Source organism: Fictibacillus terranigra (assembly GCF_030412265.1).
Taxonomy (GTDB): domain Bacteria; phylum Bacillota; class Bacilli; order Bacillales; family Fictibacillaceae; genus Fictibacillus_C; species Fictibacillus_C terrinigri.
In genome coordinates, this window is sequence record NZ_JAUHLN010000005.1 from 104,604 (window position 1) to 121,025 (window position 16,422).

The 16,422-nt window shown below is 40.6% G+C and carries 13 protein-coding genes and 2 pseudogenes; 4 read left to right on the forward strand and 11 right to left on the reverse strand.

Features of this window, described 5'->3' with window-relative positions; all coding sequences use genetic code 11:
* Positions 1-451: 451 nt before the first annotated feature.
* The gene (locus QYF49_RS26030) at positions 452-634 is read right to left on the reverse strand and encodes a transposase (protein ID WP_425589618.1); all 183 of its coding nucleotides are present in this window, start codon (positions 632-634) and stop codon (positions 452-454) included.
* Positions 635-764: 130 nt separating this feature from the next.
* Between QYF49_RS26030 and QYF49_RS26035 the strand changes: the two are divergent.
* Positions 765-894 (forward strand): annotated as a pseudogene (locus QYF49_RS26035) (IS110 family RNA-guided transposase); the annotation flags it as partial.
* A gap of 1,101 nt (positions 895-1,995) precedes the next feature.
* A complete protein-coding gene (locus QYF49_RS20510) occupies positions 1,996-2,811 on the forward strand; it encodes a glycerophosphodiester phosphodiesterase (RefSeq protein ID WP_290401459.1) in 816 nt (271 codons plus the stop codon).
* A 1,184-nt stretch (positions 2,812-3,995) separates the two neighbouring features.
* On the opposite strand, the gene QYF49_RS20515 is transcribed toward QYF49_RS20510, so the two are convergent.
* The 8 genes from QYF49_RS20515 to QYF49_RS20550 form a co-directional block, all read right to left on the reverse strand.
* On the reverse strand, positions 3,996-5,189 hold the full coding sequence (locus tag QYF49_RS20515) for an MFS transporter (RefSeq protein ID WP_290401460.1): 1,194 nt from the start codon (positions 5,187-5,189) through the stop codon (positions 3,996-3,998).
* Between the two features lie 136 nt (positions 5,190-5,325).
* A complete protein-coding gene (locus tag QYF49_RS20520; protein ID WP_290401461.1) occupies positions 5,326-5,955 on the reverse strand; it encodes a malonate decarboxylase holo-ACP synthase in 630 nt (209 codons plus the stop codon).
* Positions 5,922-7,640, reverse strand: a complete 1,719-nt coding sequence (locus QYF49_RS20525) for a biotin-independent malonate decarboxylase subunit beta (protein WP_290401462.1) — start codon at positions 7,638-7,640, stop codon at positions 5,922-5,924. The genes QYF49_RS20520 and QYF49_RS20525 overlap by 34 nt, the downstream gene beginning before the upstream one ends.
* Positions 7,618-7,929, reverse strand: coding sequence for a malonate decarboxylase subunit delta (locus QYF49_RS20530; protein WP_290401463.1), 312 nt, complete (start codon positions 7,927-7,929; stop codon positions 7,618-7,620). Before QYF49_RS20530 ends, QYF49_RS20525 begins: the two co-directional genes overlap by 23 nt.
* The gene (locus QYF49_RS20535; RefSeq protein WP_290401464.1) at positions 7,910-8,803 is read right to left on the reverse strand and encodes a triphosphoribosyl-dephospho-CoA synthase; all 894 of its coding nucleotides are present in this window, start codon (positions 8,801-8,803) and stop codon (positions 7,910-7,912) included. The genes QYF49_RS20530 and QYF49_RS20535 overlap by 20 nt, the downstream gene beginning before the upstream one ends.
* The gene (gene mdcA / locus QYF49_RS20540; RefSeq protein WP_290401465.1) at positions 8,803-10,467 is read right to left on the reverse strand and encodes a malonate decarboxylase subunit alpha; all 1,665 of its coding nucleotides are present in this window, start codon (positions 10,465-10,467) and stop codon (positions 8,803-8,805) included. The genes QYF49_RS20535 and mdcA overlap by 1 nt, the downstream gene beginning before the upstream one ends.
* Positions 10,468-10,501: 34 nt before the next feature.
* A complete protein-coding gene (gene mdcH / locus QYF49_RS20545) occupies positions 10,502-11,437 on the reverse strand; it encodes a malonate decarboxylase subunit epsilon (protein ID WP_290401466.1) in 936 nt (311 codons plus the stop codon).
* A gap of 61 nt (positions 11,438-11,498) precedes the next feature.
* Positions 11,499-12,155, reverse strand: a complete 657-nt coding sequence (locus QYF49_RS20550; RefSeq protein WP_290401467.1) for a GntR family transcriptional regulator — start codon at positions 12,153-12,155, stop codon at positions 11,499-11,501.
* A gap of 337 nt (positions 12,156-12,492) precedes the next feature.
* On the opposite strand from QYF49_RS20550, the gene QYF49_RS20555 reads away from it, so the two are divergent.
* Entirely contained in the window at positions 12,493-13,773 is a 1,281-nt protein-coding gene (locus QYF49_RS20555) for an SLC13 family permease (protein ID WP_290401468.1), read from the forward strand.
* Between the two features lie 335 nt (positions 13,774-14,108).
* Here the strand turns inward: QYF49_RS20555 and QYF49_RS20560 are convergent.
* Positions 14,109-14,398, reverse strand: a pseudogene (locus tag QYF49_RS20560) (zinc-binding dehydrogenase); the annotation flags it as partial.
* Between the two features lie 733 nt (positions 14,399-15,131).
* Between QYF49_RS20560 and QYF49_RS20565 the strand changes: the two are divergent.
* Positions 15,132-15,734 carry a hypothetical protein gene (locus tag QYF49_RS20565; protein ID WP_290401469.1) on the forward strand — a complete coding sequence of 201 codons (603 nt, stop codon included), beginning with the start codon at positions 15,132-15,134 and terminating at the stop codon, positions 15,732-15,734.
* 339 nt (positions 15,735-16,073) lie between these two features.
* Here QYF49_RS20565 and QYF49_RS25880 read toward each other — a convergent pair whose 3' ends face one another.
* A complete protein-coding gene (locus QYF49_RS25880; RefSeq protein ID WP_354005860.1) occupies positions 16,074-16,394 on the reverse strand; it encodes an aminopeptidase P family N-terminal domain-containing protein in 321 nt (106 codons plus the stop codon).
* Positions 16,395-16,422: the final 28 nt, after the last annotated feature.

A 16,422-nucleotide genomic window follows, 5' to 3' on the forward strand; every position in this document is an offset into this window, starting at 1 on the left:
TGAGTTAATGTCATTAGTTCAACTCCCTCTTATTAATATGGTTTGTGTGGTTGGGATCAGTATGTGTTGCACAATGAATCTCTGCGTAGATTATGATGACGTACCCTCCCATGTCTCTTGCCATCTGAGTGTATACATTCCTTCGTTCGGTCTCGTCATAAGGCAGAGGCTAGCGATGCTCCTCTAGGGACTCTAGGTCGGATGGTGAAAATAGCACTTCTCCGTGTCACCCTATGGTCTAGTGCTTATTAAAAGGGTGAAGGCGTTAAGCTGCATCTTCGAGACAAGGAATATCTTTTATCATTCATTCTGCATCAAACGCTGTTTGCTTTGTGCTTATCCATGTAATACTTTTAGTAACTTACCGCATAGTACAACAATTGTTTGTTGTTTTTTTACTTTACGATTATTGCCTCTGGTGGTGTAAAACTCACGCATTCTACGAAAAGCTTTATTGTTTACGCATCATACGCATCATCACTCGGAATAGGAGGGCACGTAGCTTCATTCTGCCCGATTTGGAAATACGTTTTTGTCCTTTATGCTGACAGGATGAATCTTCACGTAACGTTAATCCCGCGAGTTTGATGTAGTGGCGTAGATCGTACCTGAGTAAGATCTTCGATTTCCTGATTTAACTGATGGTAACGGCGGACGTGTGTGCGATTTCATTACGAGCCACTTCCGTCCCTCTGTTACAACGATGGAGTTAGCAACGACTTTAATGAGATACACTGGTTTCGGTCTTTGGGGAGATTTGAGCCCTATGCGTCGGGTCATCGTTTAGAAGTAAGCTGACAGAGGAATTAGTAGGTGTCAAAAACATGATGATTCGCTGGTTCCTGAATTTACTCAAGTGAGTCATTTGGAAAAATGGCTATGGCTGTACTGGAATAGACCCCATTTCCGAATGATCTTCTGCAGAAACAACCCGATGAAGAACGTCCATAGGATTAACCATAGCCAATAATTAACTAATTTTTAGTTTAATTTATTTATTTTATAATTATAAGGGAATAATTTCCTATATTAGATATTTTTATTTGGATCTTCTGATCTGTGATTTCTTACGATTAAGGTTAAAGAAAAATAATAAATAATAACTACGTATCTTATTCATTATCAGTTAACACAATCGTAAATATGAAGTTAGCACAAAACGGCAATCCTATACGATTCAAGAGATTGCCGTATATCGACTTTGCATGATTTATAATACCGTTGATATTTCAAGATTTTTAGCCTAAAAGGAGTCTGTCAAATGATAAAAAGTACAATTTTTATGCACCCACTTATTAAATAAAGGCCCGTTTGCGGAACAAAAATTAATTCATCTTTCCTTAAATCGGTACCATAAACGGTTGTTTTGGGATGGATCATTAGAGCTAGTTATAAGACTCTTTGCGGAATTTCTATCCCTCAACTCATACCAATAATCAACGTTGCACTATATCTATTTAAATACCTTTATGGTATTAACTCCGGCAACGATCCTTACTATCTTTAGGCAATAAAAAGCACCCATAATGGATGCTTTAAAGCATATTACCTTTTCGAATTTGAATAATGGTTAACAATTGCTCGAACCCAAAGATGGATTTGTGTACCGAACATATACTACATGGTTTTTAAAGCATAAAACCCTATGAAATCAATACTTTTTAAAAATAAGTGTTTACTAAAACATATCAAAGTTGGTACTTTGGTGAGTAAAATGTGGCAGTTAGATAGGCAAAATTATATCTAAAATACACGTCCTTCTTGCGCATTATTGTGGAAGATCGTCAAAGTAAATTTAATGCTGTAGAGTCTAATTTTTGAGTGAATATCTAGTTTGACGCCTCTTATTAAAAATTGAACCCTAAATATCTTCAAAAAAATAATAGAGAAGAAACAAAAAAAGCTCTAATATTTATTTTCCTGTAACTTAAAATAAACATTCCTCCAATACTATTATTCTGAAATGATAAAAATACAGTATAGGAGATTGATGAAATGAAGAAAAAACTATTAATAGGAATGAGCTTTGCACTAACTCTCATATTTAGCCCGTTTCACCAGGCCTTTGCTTCAGATTCGAGTCAAGTGGATACCATTGCGCACCGAGGAGCATCAGGCTATGCACCAGAAAACACAATTGCAGCTTTTGATAAAGCAGTTCAAATGAAAGCAGACTATATTGAAATCGATGTACAAAGAAGCAAGGATGGCAAACTAGTTGTTATTCATGATACAACAGTTGATAGAACAACAGAGGGGACAGGGTATGTCAAGGACTTAACTTTTGATCAATTGAGATCTCTTGATGCAGGAAGCTGGAAGGGCGAGCAATTTGTCGGAGAGAAAATACCAACATTTGATGAAATACTTGACCGGTACCGCGGAAAAATAGGCATTTTAATAGAATTAAAGTCTCCCGAGCTTTACCCAGGAATTGAAGAAAGTGTTGCTAAGGAATTAAAAGAACGCTATCTTCACCTGCCACAAGATGAAAAAATCATTATTCAATCGTTTAACTTTGAATCAATGAAAAAGATGGATGCCCTTCTTCCATACGTGCCCATTGGAGTACTGACTTCTTCTAGCACTGATACAACAGAGCAAGCATTAAAAGAGTTTTCCGCTTACGCCGATTATTTTAACCCAAGCTACGGCATTGTCACAAAAGATTTAGTGAATCAAGTACACTCACAAGGAATGAAAATTTCTTCATGGACAGTACGTAGTCAGGAAGCAGCTGACTTTCTTTTAAGCATGGATGTTGACGGTATTATCACAGACTATCCAGATTATGTAAATCAAAGAAACTAACATTTCATCTTTTCGGCTCACTAAATAATCAAATTAGTAGAATTTCAAAGAACCTGTGTCGAACGACACAGGTTCTTTTTATGTAACTGGCAATATTACAATATTGCTTTCACTTTCAATCAAACATGTCAAGGTCGAGAAGAGATGAAGGTAGGATATATGTGTCCGTTATTATTCTATCTTTTTCACCTTTTTATCCCCTTGTTTGTTCTAAATGATATACAGACAATTTGTGGGATGTTATAGACGGCAAAAATACAACTGTTTTTCGAAAATTAACCGTTATATATGTTTATAACCCAAATGAGTCATTTCAAATTGATAACAACTGGCTGCCACCCCATGCACCCATCAGTGTGTTGCAATCTTCACTGGTTCACTCGTTGTAACTTCCACCATTGGATGGGCTGTTTCGCTTCTTCTACAATAAACCCAAGGGTTCCTTTTTTCGTGCTCTTACCTTCAATTTCCTCGCCCAGCTCTTCCTAATCAAACATTTTTTTCTGGCCATCACTTGTTTTTACCAGTGCAACAGGGGCGTATTTGACCTTTTTATTAGAAGTAGTTTTTATTTGCACTGCTCTATCTTAACGAAGTCGAATTCTTCATCATGTTTATGAAAGGAAAAAATCAATCATGCTGAATCAGGTTTGTAATGAATAAGTTTTACATCTTGAGTGGTTAAGCCAATTGGTCCAACATTGTAATTTTTATTTAGATTTTTTATAGCTTCAAGCGTGATCTCTCCTTTTAGAACCATTAATCGTTTGGCTGACTTCCTTCAGGTTTTGATCATCACTCACTTGTGGATTAGGAACGTGCACATCTTAATTTTCCGTTTTATTTTTTTCAGTTTTTGTCGTTTTTTCCTTCGTCTCCGTATTCGGCTTCTCATTTTTTGCTGATTCGTTATAACTGAAGAGGGATTATCAAGTAAAAAAGAGATTGGAAATGCCGCAGTTTTAGTTCATAGAGTCTTTATTTTGGTTCATAACAACACTAGTTTGGTTATTCATAGATCACAATCTCTCTACAGGATCCAAATGGAATAGGGTCTGGCCCAAAAGGAGTCATTCCCCTTCTTCTTTATATTGGCAGCGAAAGAATTCCCTGCTTTCACAATAATTCCCGGCAAATCGACCAAGCGTCTGCAACTTTCGAATCCATCTAATAGCTCTTTCGGATCAAACTGCATGTTCACTCCCTCTCGCTTTTCTCTTTTTATTAACATTTAACAATATCAATAGAATCGCAAAAACGATACATAACAACGCTGTGATAAAAAACCAGCCTGATGAATAGCTGCCGTTCAGATCTACGATAAAACCAAAGACCGGTGGTGCGGCTATAACGCCAAGCGAACCGATTGTAATGCTCAAACCACTGGAAATGCCAGCTTGCTCAGGGGGAACCAGTTCACTTGCAAGGTTCATCCAGATCCCGTTAAACCCTGAAACAGCAAACCCAAAGACTGCAACGATCGGAACTAAAAATCCAAACGGGGTATGTTCAGGCAATAAAGCCAATGTACTGCTGGATAAGGCAGAAATGACTACAATCACAATAACAATGACAACTCTTTCACCGTTAAATATCCGGTCACTTATCACACCCCAGGCTACCCTTCCAAACGATCCGAATGCTTCCGATATAACAAGCAGCAATCCCGACAGAAAAAGGGATATCCCCATCTTCTCATAGGCGAAGAGCACAAGATACGTGTTTAAGCACATCTGCGCTCCGTTCAGTCCGAGCGCACTCAAACTTACGAGCAGCAGCGGCCGATTCCTAATCATTCCCCACATCGATTTATAGAAAACAGACAGCCGTTGATCGTTACTGCCTTGTGGTGCACTCTTAGAATCGCGATATTGGAAAAAAGATAATACTCCGGTCAAAATTAAAAGCATAGCGGCAGCAATTACAGCGGTCCGCCAGCCATATGATGCAGCGATCGGAAGCAAGATCACCGCCGATAAAGCGGATCCGAGAGTTACCCCCATCTGCTTGATTCCCATCGCTGTTCCCCGCTGTGTTTGTGAGAACCAATAAATGATTCCTCTGTTTGAGACCGGATGCATCGCTCCATATCCAACTCCGCCAATGATAACGAAAATAAGCATCGACCAAAAATGTGTAAAGAAGGTTGCGAAAATAAATCCGAATCCTAAACACATCGAAAGAACTAGCAGAAGCTTTCGGGATCCCAGCCGGTCCACTAAAAAACCTGCAGGGATGGAAGCCAAAGCTTGTCCTAAAAAGAGACCCGCCGGGAGCATACCGATTTGAGCTTTCGTGAGAGAAAGGTCATCTCCAATCAATACGCCTAGCGGGACAAGTCCTCGTCCTACAAAAGCAACCATTATTTGAACAATCAAGAGCCAGATTAGCATCCGCCAAAGTGGCTCAAGACGACTACGTTTAACGCTCAAACTTGAATTTGCCATTTCTGCTTCAACTCTTTTTTTAATCTATTGTACTATGTTTAATTTATCATTTCGCTTGGTATTCTCCTCAGGTGTTCCATATTTCTTGAATTTTCACAAGCTGCGGACCATTTTCAGTACGTAACAATACAGGACTTTTCCCATTGGAATATTCATCTAGCGCTATCGCACCATTTGGTGTTTCAAGTTGAACATCTACCCTGACCTTAACCTTACTGATTTGAGTTTTCAAATCCACGGCAAGTTCCATTGGTAACAAGCTTGGTGTCCTTACGACCAGGTCTAAATCACTGGTCGGTTTTGCTGTATAGACATTACTCGCCAGCTCAAAACCAACACTTCCTGTTGGCCCCCAATTCTCAGAAAACCGGGATAGTGTTTTACTTACATGAGGAAGTGATTGTAGTGCATCAATAAAATGAAAACGCTCATTCTGTTCCCATGATGTTTTCTCTACGAGTTGTTCTGGTGTAATCGTTTCTAAAATTTTGTCATAGGGGATAAAAGCTGCAAACCGTTCGGATCGCGATTCTCCCCTTACTCCGACCGGTACTAATTTCTTCATTAATGGAGCCCGGCGAACAACGACAAAGGGTGCTCTACTAAGAGATTCCTTCACCCAATCTTGTAGAGGAGAGTCACATATCAAATCCTCTTCACCCTTCAGCTTGAGTAAATCATGTGGATGGAATTCCATTGTTGCTCCAACAGTTTACGGGTTTTGATTGAAGCTGTACGGCCACCATTTATCGCCTCTTTTGTCAGTAACCGATTGCTTAAGTCAGGAGGATCAGAGCGTGTGTCTGCAATTGCGTCCGTTAATTTATTTTTAATCGTCTGAATGTCTTGTTCTCCTGGTGTATCTGCTTCGATTCCATCAATAAGTTCATAAAGAGCACCAAGTAAAGAATAGGAGGTAACATCATACGCCATTGCTGGAACTTTCCGAGTGGCTTCTTCTAAATCCCGAATACTGCGGCGTGTGATGCGAGCAGCAGACTGTTTTGACATCGCGTGAACATTTACACCATCATCATTAAGAGCTAAAATGCGGTTTGATTGATACCCATGGGCTAAGAAGGCACCAGAAATGGCGTTGCCAACGATTAATGAAATTACTGGATGTCCGGCTAACCGTGCCGTTGAATAAGCATCCACGGCTGCTGCTAAAGCAAAGTGAATCCCGAGTAGCTCTTCTCGATAACCGTAAGCTTGGCTTGGGACATCGACGATTGCCACAATGGCCCGGGGGTCACCATTTTTATCCTTTTCTACTGCATCACGAACACATTTCGCGATCGCCCATCCTTCATCAAGTCCAACCTCTCCTTGACGGGCACGGGGAAAACGGTTATAGGGGTTCGGAACAACAGAGATATAACGTACATGTTCTTTTCCTAAAATAGAATCCCCATAAAGAACGGATGGGATATCACCTTTAGGGTCTGCAATACCAGATAAAGATTTAAACCAAGCCCTTCCCCGGCTATTTGGCATATCTAATTCGGGAAGTGAATGGATATCTACCTGCTTTGGAATATCTGCATTTCTTGCTTGTTTCCATAACTCCCGAATCGTTTGTGAATCAATTGGTTTTGAAGGATCAATCTGACTTAGGAAATGATGATAAAAATCAACTTGCTCGGTTTTGTTGATTTCTTTTCCTTTCCCCAAAAAAGCTTGGTGGATCACTTTTCTAATCTCGGTCACATCGTCATCTACAAGTTCATCTACAAATCCAGTAGAATAACGTTGTGTACCGCCAATCGTCCCCCAGATAAGCGGGCGGTCACTTGAATCAAACTCTTCTATCCCTGCTTCTTGCTCGATTACTTCTGGCCCATTCAGCCCAAACCTTGCTCCCTTAGTCATGATCAGATGACTGAACAAAGCCGCTGTAATTGACATTCCTCCGAAACAGCCTACATTGCCCGGAATCACTCCAACTACAGGGACATGTTGACGTAGGGCTATTACGGCTGCCATAATCTCTGAAATGGCAAGCAGTCCGTAGTTGGCTTCTTGAAGCCGCACGCCCCCCGTATCAAATAGCATGACTGGAAGTGTTTTTATACCTTTTTTATTATCACGGAGAGCTAGTTCTAGGCTTCCTGCGATCTTCGCTCCCGATACTTCCCCAATTCCTCCTCCTTGGAAAGACCCTTCTATTGAAATCACAACAGCCTCTTCTCCATCAATCTGCCCACGGCCAATGACAACACCATCATCACTTTGTGGAACAATACCCTGTGGAGGAAGATGAGGAGATTCAAGGCCATCAAACGGTCCCAGTAATTCCTGAAAGGTTCCTTCATCTAACACCGCTTTTACTCTTTCCCTGGCATTTAATTCGATGAAGCTATCTTTGGTGATGGGGGACATCTTGACTCACCTCCAGTGCCTGTGCCAGTCTCAAGTTAACCACTCCTGGGGTCGCTCCAAAATCATTGATGGTCACTTTGGCTGCGATATCATTCACCAAGAAGAACCGATCTAATACAGCTTTCCATGCATCCCCAAATCCCTCACTGCCCGTTCGAATCGTTATTTGGGCTTGTCCATTACTAGATGGTTCAAGCAATACTTCCAAATCGCCAGACCCTACAACTCCAACATGTGATCGTTGATGAATGGTTCTTGTGGCTCTATATTCAAAAGTTAATGTTTCCAACTAAAACACCTCCATTATTTAGAAACGAACCATGTAAACGATCTAAAAACAAAGTCCCAGCCAATAAATCTGCACAGCCACCAGGTGACGCGTTATGGGAGAGAAGCATTCTATCCAATTCTATAAGAGCTCTTCCTCCTTCTAGAGAAGATGAACCACCAACATCTAATACAGTCTTTGCTCCCGCTTTTGCGGAAGATAGAGCCTCCGTTCCTCCCCGGTGCAGAATGCACGTATCATCAAGATGAGCGATGATTGAGAGAAGGGCATCTAATCTAGCAGTTGTTTCAGATAACCCCTTTTTACGAGCTCTCCATAATACAGGAAGTGCAATATGGACGATATGAGGGAATCCTAGTTGCGCCTCTCCCGTTGCACCTGAAACACCGTACTTCTTTTTCACCTTTAATCCATTCGTTATTAATTCAGATGTACATCGATCTTTGTATTTGGCTATTTCTCCCGCTGTTTGAGCAATCTTCTGAGGGGATACATGTGGTCCATGAATCGCCGCACTTGCTGTTAATAATCCTAAAGCCCAAATGGCTCCTTTATGTGTGTTTACCCCGTTTGTCGTTTGAAACATGATTTGTTCACCACGTCGACCGATTTCAGCCAATTTCACCCGCAAATCCTGACTGGGGAATTGCCCTATACTTGCTTCAGCCATTTCAGCAAAAGTAGATTGCAGAGCATACGCAGACTTTAGCATTAAATCTATGGACATATCGGTATGAGCCCCTTTACTCTCCTTATCTACTAAACCGGGTTTAGGGGTAAGCATCGCTTCATCTATAAGTGCTAATACAGCAAAATGAGCGAGACGGTCACAGAAAAGTGTCCCTTTTTTCCCTTTCTCTTGAACAATCACCATCAATAGCAACTCCTGAATTTATCCGGGGGGTTATATAAACCACCTGACCACTCTACGAGATCTTCTACACTTTTGGCGGCTAAAAGGGTCCGTTTTGCATCCGTTCGCCTGATACCTAAGTCTTCCGGCAGCGCTACGAGTCCATCCTGACGCAACTTTTCAGTACGTTTTGTGTCATGTTTCATTCCGATCGGTGTTACACCCGCTATCGCGGCAAGTGCATGACGGCGTTCTTCTAAACTTTGGGCTTTATATAAATAAGCAATTCCTTCCTCTGTGACAACATGAGTAACATCATCGCCGTAAATCATAACAGGGGTTGTAGATAAACCAGCGGTGCGTGCCACACTAATCGCATCAAGAGACTCCACAAATACAGGAACGTTTCCTGCCTGGTGTGTTTCTACCATTTGTACGACCAATTTTCTCCCCCGGGCAAGTTGATCATCACTTGTAACTAAATCGAGCCAAGCAGGCGTTGAATGACGTCTTCCTCTTGGGTCATGTCCCATGTTCGGTGCCCCACCGAATCCAGATAACCGTCCTGAGGTAACAGCAGAAGAGTTACCAAACTGATCAATCTGCAAGGAGGATCCGATAAACATATCCGTTGCATACTGACCTGCAACCTGACTCAAAGTACGATTTGATCTCAAACTGCCATCACGTCCCGTAAAGAAAACGTCAGGACGAGCAGCCACATACTGCTCCATTCCGACTTCCCCGCCAAAACAGTGGATGCTTTCCACCCAACCACTTTCGATAGCGGGGATTAAAGTAGGATGGGGATTAAGTACCCAGTTTTTGCAGATCTTCCCTTTTAAACCAAGTTGCTCTCCATACGTAGGCAAAAGGAGCTCTATGGCAGCTGTATTAAAGCCGATCCCATGATTCAAAGACTGAACATTATGCTTTTCATAGATACCTCGTATGGCCATCATACCCATGAGGATCTGAAGTTCTGTGATATGTTTCGGATCCCTTGTAAATAGCGCTTCTAGCTGATATGGCTTTTGTGCTTCAACAATAAAATCAACCCAAGAACCCGGAATATCAACACGCGGCAACTCTTCCACGAGTTCGTTTACTTGAACAATTACGATGCCATCTTTAAAAGCAGCCGCTTCAATAATAGTCGGTGTCTCTTCTGTATTTGGCCCTGTGTACAGGTTTCCGTTTATGTCTGCTTTATCCGCCGCTACGAGTACCACGTTTGGAATAAGGTCAACAAAAAGGCGTCCATATAACTCCAAATACGTATGGATTTCCCCCATTTTTAACATTCCATCTTCTATCATTTGTGCCACACGCAGGCTTTGGGGACCTGCGTATGAGAAATCTATTTTTTCTGCCACCCCTCTTTCAAAGATATCTAGATGCTCCGGTCGAGAAATACTAGACATGATCATATGTAGTTGATTCACTTTTCCTGGGTCAACTTCCGCAAGTGAAGCTGATAGGAACGAAGCTTGCTTTTGGTTATTTCCTTCCAAAACGACCCTGTCACCTGGAGAAATTAATAGCTCGAGAGCTTCTACTATTCGATCTGTCGGGATTGCCCTGTTCTTCGCTAGGTGTTCTACTTTTGACATTTTTATCGCTTTTTCATCCTGACGTTTTGTCCAAGAACGTACAGTTTTTTGATTTGTATCAAAGTAAACCATAAAGTACCTCTCCCTTCTCCTACCTATATATAGTTCAAACTGATCTTGCCTTTTCTCGTTGGATTAAAATAGAAGCGGTTTGTAAGCCATACTCTGAAACAGAAAGTGAACGTGCATCTGTAAATGCACTTCTTGCTAGCTCTGTCAGCACACTCCCGGGCGACATTTCTACAAAAAGACGCGCCCCTAATTCAAACAACACAGAAGTGGCATCATACCAACGAACTGGATTCGAAATACTAAGGGCGAGATCTTCCCGAATCGCACTAGCCTTCCTTAATGCCCGAGCTGTACGATTTCCTGCATACGGAATACAAGGCTCATGGAACGAAATATCCTCAAAAGCTTTCTCTAACGCATCAGAGACAAATTGCAGGAGTGCACAGTGAGAAGGAACACTTACATTTAGGAAATGTGCTTTTCTTGCACCTTTACGACGGGCTATCTCAAAAACATTCTCGATTGCCGAAAGCATACCTGCGATGGTGATTTGGTCAGGAGCGTTTACATTGGCTAGGAAAACAGGATGGGTAGAAGTAGAGATTTCTTCAATGATGGGTAGTAGGGTGCGCTCATTTAAACCTAACACAACACCCATACCATAACCATGAGGATAAGCGCCTTCCATCAACTCTCCCCGCTTTTTTACCAATAGCAGCGCATCCTTAAAGTTTAGTACTCCTGCAATAACCGCAGCACTGAATGATCCAACGGAATGTCCAGCAACCATATCAGGTACAGCTCCTTCAGACATTAAAGCGCGAGCAGTCGCCACTTCCACAGTGAGTAGCGTAACCTGTACAGCAACAGTGGATTGAAGGGCTTCCTCTGTATCCCATAACAAAACGTCTTGATTAAGAACCTCATTGGCTTCCAGCAGAGTCTTTAATATGGACGTATGCTGTGGTAAATCGTGGAGCATTCCGGCTTTTTGGGAACCTTGACCAGGGAATAAAAAGGCCGATTTCACCCCATTATCTCCTTTCCTTTAAGGTGATTTTATGAAAGTAGGTTATTATAAAATCCCCTAACTAAATCCCTTTATTTAACCATTGTTGAATACTTTTTATGACGTCTTGATTATGTTTATTTAATACTCTGGAAGCATCTAAAACGTTTCCTTGTTTTAATAGTTTTACGATAATTGCATGCTCGGCCACTGATTTTTTTATATTCCCCTCACCCGAAAAAGACAGATTCTGAATTCTTTGGAGCGGATGTTTCAATCGGGAATAAACGTTATGGATTACCTCACTTTGACTCATCTCGATCAGACACATATGAAAGGAGTGGTTTAATTGTGTATAAACACCGATCTCCTTCTGTTCTTGCATCTCTACTAATAGAGATTCCATTTTCTTAAAAATGACTGAATCCACTCCGCATTCCGCTATTCGTTTCATTGAAAGTGATTCCAGCATGATACGAATTTCGAGTAAATCATGAATTTCGCTCGTAGTATAACTTTTTACAACCGCACCTTTTCTTGGAATTTTTTCAACAAGTCCTTCCATTGTAAGCAAATAAATAGCTTCTCTTACCGGGGCTTTACTAATTCCAAATTCTTCTGCATATGAAAGTTCAATAAGTTTTTCGCCAGGTTTTAATTCCCCTGTTACGATCTGCTCTATTATATGTTCTGCAATATGGTTGGAAAGCGCATTGTTCTTAAGATCTATAGTACTCATCGGGTAACCTCCATTAGAAGAATTACTATTTGGTCGACTGTCGTTTTGATTATACAACATAAAATAATATTATTCAATATTTTCGGAATATTATAAAAATAGATTGCAATTCTAAAACATTGCGATTAATATAATGATAGAAATATAGTCGACTGTTGAATCTTTTGTTTTGTAAGCGCATTTATTTTAAAGGACAGAGGGTGTATATAGGGTTCGATCCGTTTTCTGTATGTAATCTTTTTTTGTCGGGGGACAAGTCTCCACAATTCTTCCTACATCATGTCCTTCCCCCTAACTTTAAAACATTATTGTTATTTAAGAATAGGAGGAAGTTAATATGAGTTTAGAACTTATTAGTATTATTGTACTTTTATTAATGTTTGTGATTGGGGCTTTCTTGCCAATTAACCTTGGCATATTGGGTTTTGTCGCGGCTTTTTTGGTCGGTTCTTTGGTCAGTGGGATGAGTGTTGATGATATCTTTAGCGGATTTCCAGGGGACCTCTTTGTTCTCCTTGCAGGTGTCACCTACCTTTTTTCTATTGTCCAGAATAATGGGACTGTTGATTTGATCACAGGCTGGGGACTTCGCTTAGTTAAAGGGAATCTCGGTTTAGTCCCTTGGGTTATGTTTTCACTTTGCACGCTTTTGACCGGTGTGGGTACGTTAGGTCCGGCTGCTATTGCAATCCTGGCTCCCATTTCAATGCGCTTTGCTTTCCGATATAACATTAACCCTCTTTTGATGGGTGTCATGGTTGTTATCGGGTCGACAGCCGGTTCCTTTTCTCCCCTAAATCCCTATGGAGTAATTGTGAATGGTGTCATGGAGTCTCGGAATCTTCCATTCTCTCCAGGAATGCTCTTCATAAATGCTTTTATTTATGGATTCGTCGTGTCGATGCTTATATTTATCGCTCTTGGCGGTTTACGTATGTTTAAAAGAAAAACCAGTACTGAGGTACAAGTAGCAGCTGCCTTAGACATAAATGCCGAAAACAACATAGAAAAACAAGAAAACGGTTTGACATTCTATAAAGGAGTTACTCTTCTAGGGTTAGTTGCCCTTGTTGTGTTAGCTTTAGGCTTCAAAGTCAACATCGGATTTGCTGCGTTCATCATCGGATTGATCCTGGCATTGATTGCTCCAAAACAACAATCTGCAGTCCTTGGAAAAATGCCATGGTCGGTAATCCTTCTTATTACTGGAATCGTGACATACGTTGAAGTATTGGAAGCGATTGGAACCATTGAATACGTTACAGAACTAATAGCTAATGTAGGAAACCCAGTCATCGCGGCTCTTTCTGCGTCCTATGTCGGAGGATTTGTCTCGGCGTTCGCCTCAACTACAGGTATGCTTGCAGCACTTATCCCGCTTGCAGCTCCTATCCTGCAGGATCCGGCTATTTCATCAATCGGTGTTGTCTCCGCGATTGCCATTGCTTCCAGTATTGTTGACTTAAGTCCTTTCTCAACAAACGGAGCGTTGCTTCTCGCAAATGTTCAAGGCGTGAACGAACGAGTGTTTTTCAAACAACTATTACTTGTTACTGCCCTCGTCGTAGTTTTTGGACCAGGACTCGCTTGGCTTATATTTGTAGTGATCGGAGGGTGACAATTTACAGTATGGGTTGCTGATGTCGTACACACAGTAGGCGAAGTGAAGTCCGCAACCTTAAAGTATAGGTACACTTAGCCATGGAGCTATGATCTTCTTATTGGTTAGAAATGCCCCACGTTCATTGTGTTTACATTAGTAAAATACAATAAGATTCAAAAGGAGCTGACTGTATGTCTATCAGGATTTGCATCAGCTCCTTAATATCATTCATGAGCGCTTAACTATTTTTCAAACCCTTCCCCGTACTCCGCCTGCTTGCTTTTGCTACCTCTTCTAGAGAAAAGCGCTTACCAACTTTCATGTCCAGCTGCTTATCCGCTAAACTGCCATATAACGCCAGACAACGAAACAATAATATCCGCTCTATGCCCATTTGTTAATTCATTTTACCTTCTCAGAAAAATCCTCTATCTGAAAACAAATAACATGATACGCCCCAGCTTCAAGAGCCGCCTCAAACTTTTACTCATATCCTACTGTTCCAATCACACGGCCAGCACTTAAAATTTTTTTCCAGCTGGATCGTTGTGGTACCGATTCCACCAGCTGCAGCATGAATGAGCACCGTTTCTCCGGGCGCAAGCCTTGCTACACCAGCGAAAAGCCTATATGACGTGAATACATTTTGCGGGTCAATTCCCGAGTATTAAAGACGGTGCCAATATAGCTCCGATTTTACCAAACCCGAGTGCCCAGCCAACACCTGTTGCAAGCCAAACGCATGTTGGATTTATATTTATGCGGCACATTTAGCTCGATTTATATGGGGAAAAGAGCAGATCAGTATGGACTCTCCCTTATATTGAAAATTTTAGGCATTATGGCTTCCGCGGCGCCATCCTCACACGGGTCACTTACCCTCACTAGTCATGGTATGAGGAGCTTGTACAGTCGGTAACCAGAAACTTATAAACCCACAGTGTGTACTGGAAACACATGGAGCAAAAAAGTACTGGAAACAGCAGTTAGCTGTTTCCAGTGCTTCCGATGTCTATAAATAACAGCCAATAATCCCATCCATCCTGACCACGAATAAGACAGTCCGTCGAACAAGCCTCTTATTAAGGCAGCCAGAATGTACCACTAAGCATAAAAAAGAATTATATATAATAACCGGTCAGGTTTCCATTCCATAACGAATTCACCTCTATATATGTTTCTTAATGATGATTCAGCTCAAGTTGCTGTAGTCTTTAAGTATATGACACTTTGATGTGCGATAAAAAATTTCAAAACAAATTTTTCTCTAAACCTTCATCTTGAAGAATAACCGGTAACTGGGAATATAGCTATATATTACTCCTTTAAATAGGGGTTAGGAATGATACAATGTGCACACGGAGGTGTGGGATATGTTATTTCAAAAAAAGGAAGAAATAAAGAAAGACTCTACAAGTCTCAATTTAGAACTAACGAAATTAGAACTTATTAATATTCTTAGCGTTTTAAAAAATCGTTGGGTGAACATTGTTGAGTTTAACAAGCAGCACTTTCTAATTTTCGACATTAAAAGATCTGCTCATGTAAAAGGAACAGAACTATCAGACATAAAATATGACTTCTGTTTAAAGGTGCCCCTACATCATGAATTTGACCTAAACGGATTAAATGTATTAAAACCAGAATTCCAAGATGGAAAGGGTCAAAAGAAAACGGCCAAAATTGATTTTGAAAATGCGATTTTGGTAGTGGTAGAGTCAACGGCACCATTGTTCTCTATTCATAAAAAGATAGTAGGTGTTCCAAAAGAGGATGAAGACTTCGAGGGAGTGTTTGATACTATAAAATTGAATGCTGGAACCGTGGAATATCTAAAAGAACGATACACAGATAGATACGATAGGCCCCAGTTTGAAAAGTTCATCAATGAAGTCAAAGTAAATGAAGTAGTTAAAAGACAACATAAATGGATACAAAGTTACCGGAAGAAAGTCGATAAATACTTCATTGTATAATACCACTTTTGCGATTCATTATATATTGATAACCAATATAAGTTATGCCTTTGTCAAGGTCAACAGAAGGCGTTCTTACGAACCCTTCTGTTTTCATTTTCAAGCTTTTTTTCTTTCATTCAAATAACATTCTCCATTACATTAATGAACCCAATTATCCTGCCCGTAAACTTAATAATCTTTATTGTTGATAAAAAATCTGGAAATCACTCTTCAACCTCCTCTATATAGAAAGGAAAATCTTTCTGCATGATTCTTTAATCAATTCAATTTCAGACGATGATTTTTTTGCTCTCATATCCTGTATTATCCGATTTATCAATGGAAACTCCCGAACATTTAAAAATTGATCCAGACCGGGTCCGTGAACCCAGAGGCCGATCCAAAGCCACTTGAAACACACCCTACCGTTTTTCCTTGAAAACCTGAGTTCACCATCTCTTCCTTCAAGTACTCCATAGGATGCTTAATTCCAGGATATTCTGGGTAGGAATGCACGAATTCTATTACAGCAAAATCTTCTGTATGCTCATGCTCCAAATACGGTACCAACAAATGTGTCTTTTGTTGAGAATCAATAAAAAAGGCAATGGGTCTCTTTGTTGGATGAAAGTGAAACCCTGTAACATAAAAGATATCAATGGGACTATAACGGCACAATCAATTCCTTTTTCTTCTGTATGTTTTG

Coding starts and splice junctions, on each gene's coding strand:
- QYF49_RS20510 (WP_290401459.1), top strand. CDS start 1,996: ATGAAGAAAAAACTATTAATAGGAATGAGCTTTGCACTAACTCTCATA.
- QYF49_RS20520 (WP_290401461.1), bottom strand. CDS start 5,955: ATGGAATTCCATCCACATGATTTACTCAAGCTGAAGGGTGAAGAGGAT.
- QYF49_RS20525 (WP_290401462.1), bottom strand. CDS start 7,640: ATGTCCCCCATCACCAAAGATAGCTTCATCGAATTAAATGCCAGGGAA.
- QYF49_RS20535 (WP_290401464.1), bottom strand. CDS start 8,803: ATGGTGATTGTTCAAGAGAAAGGGAAAAAAGGGACACTTTTCTGTGAC.
- mdcA (WP_290401465.1), bottom strand. CDS start 10,467: ATGGTTTACTTTGATACAAATCAAAAAACTGTACGTTCTTGGACAAAA.
- QYF49_RS20550 (WP_290401467.1), bottom strand. CDS start 12,155: ATGAGTACTATAGATCTTAAGAACAATGCGCTTTCCAACCATATTGCA.
- QYF49_RS20555 (WP_290401468.1), top strand. CDS start 12,493: ATGAGTTTAGAACTTATTAGTATTATTGTACTTTTATTAATGTTTGTG.
- QYF49_RS20565 (WP_290401469.1), top strand. CDS start 15,132: ATGTTATTTCAAAAAAAGGAAGAAATAAAGAAAGACTCTACAAGTCTC.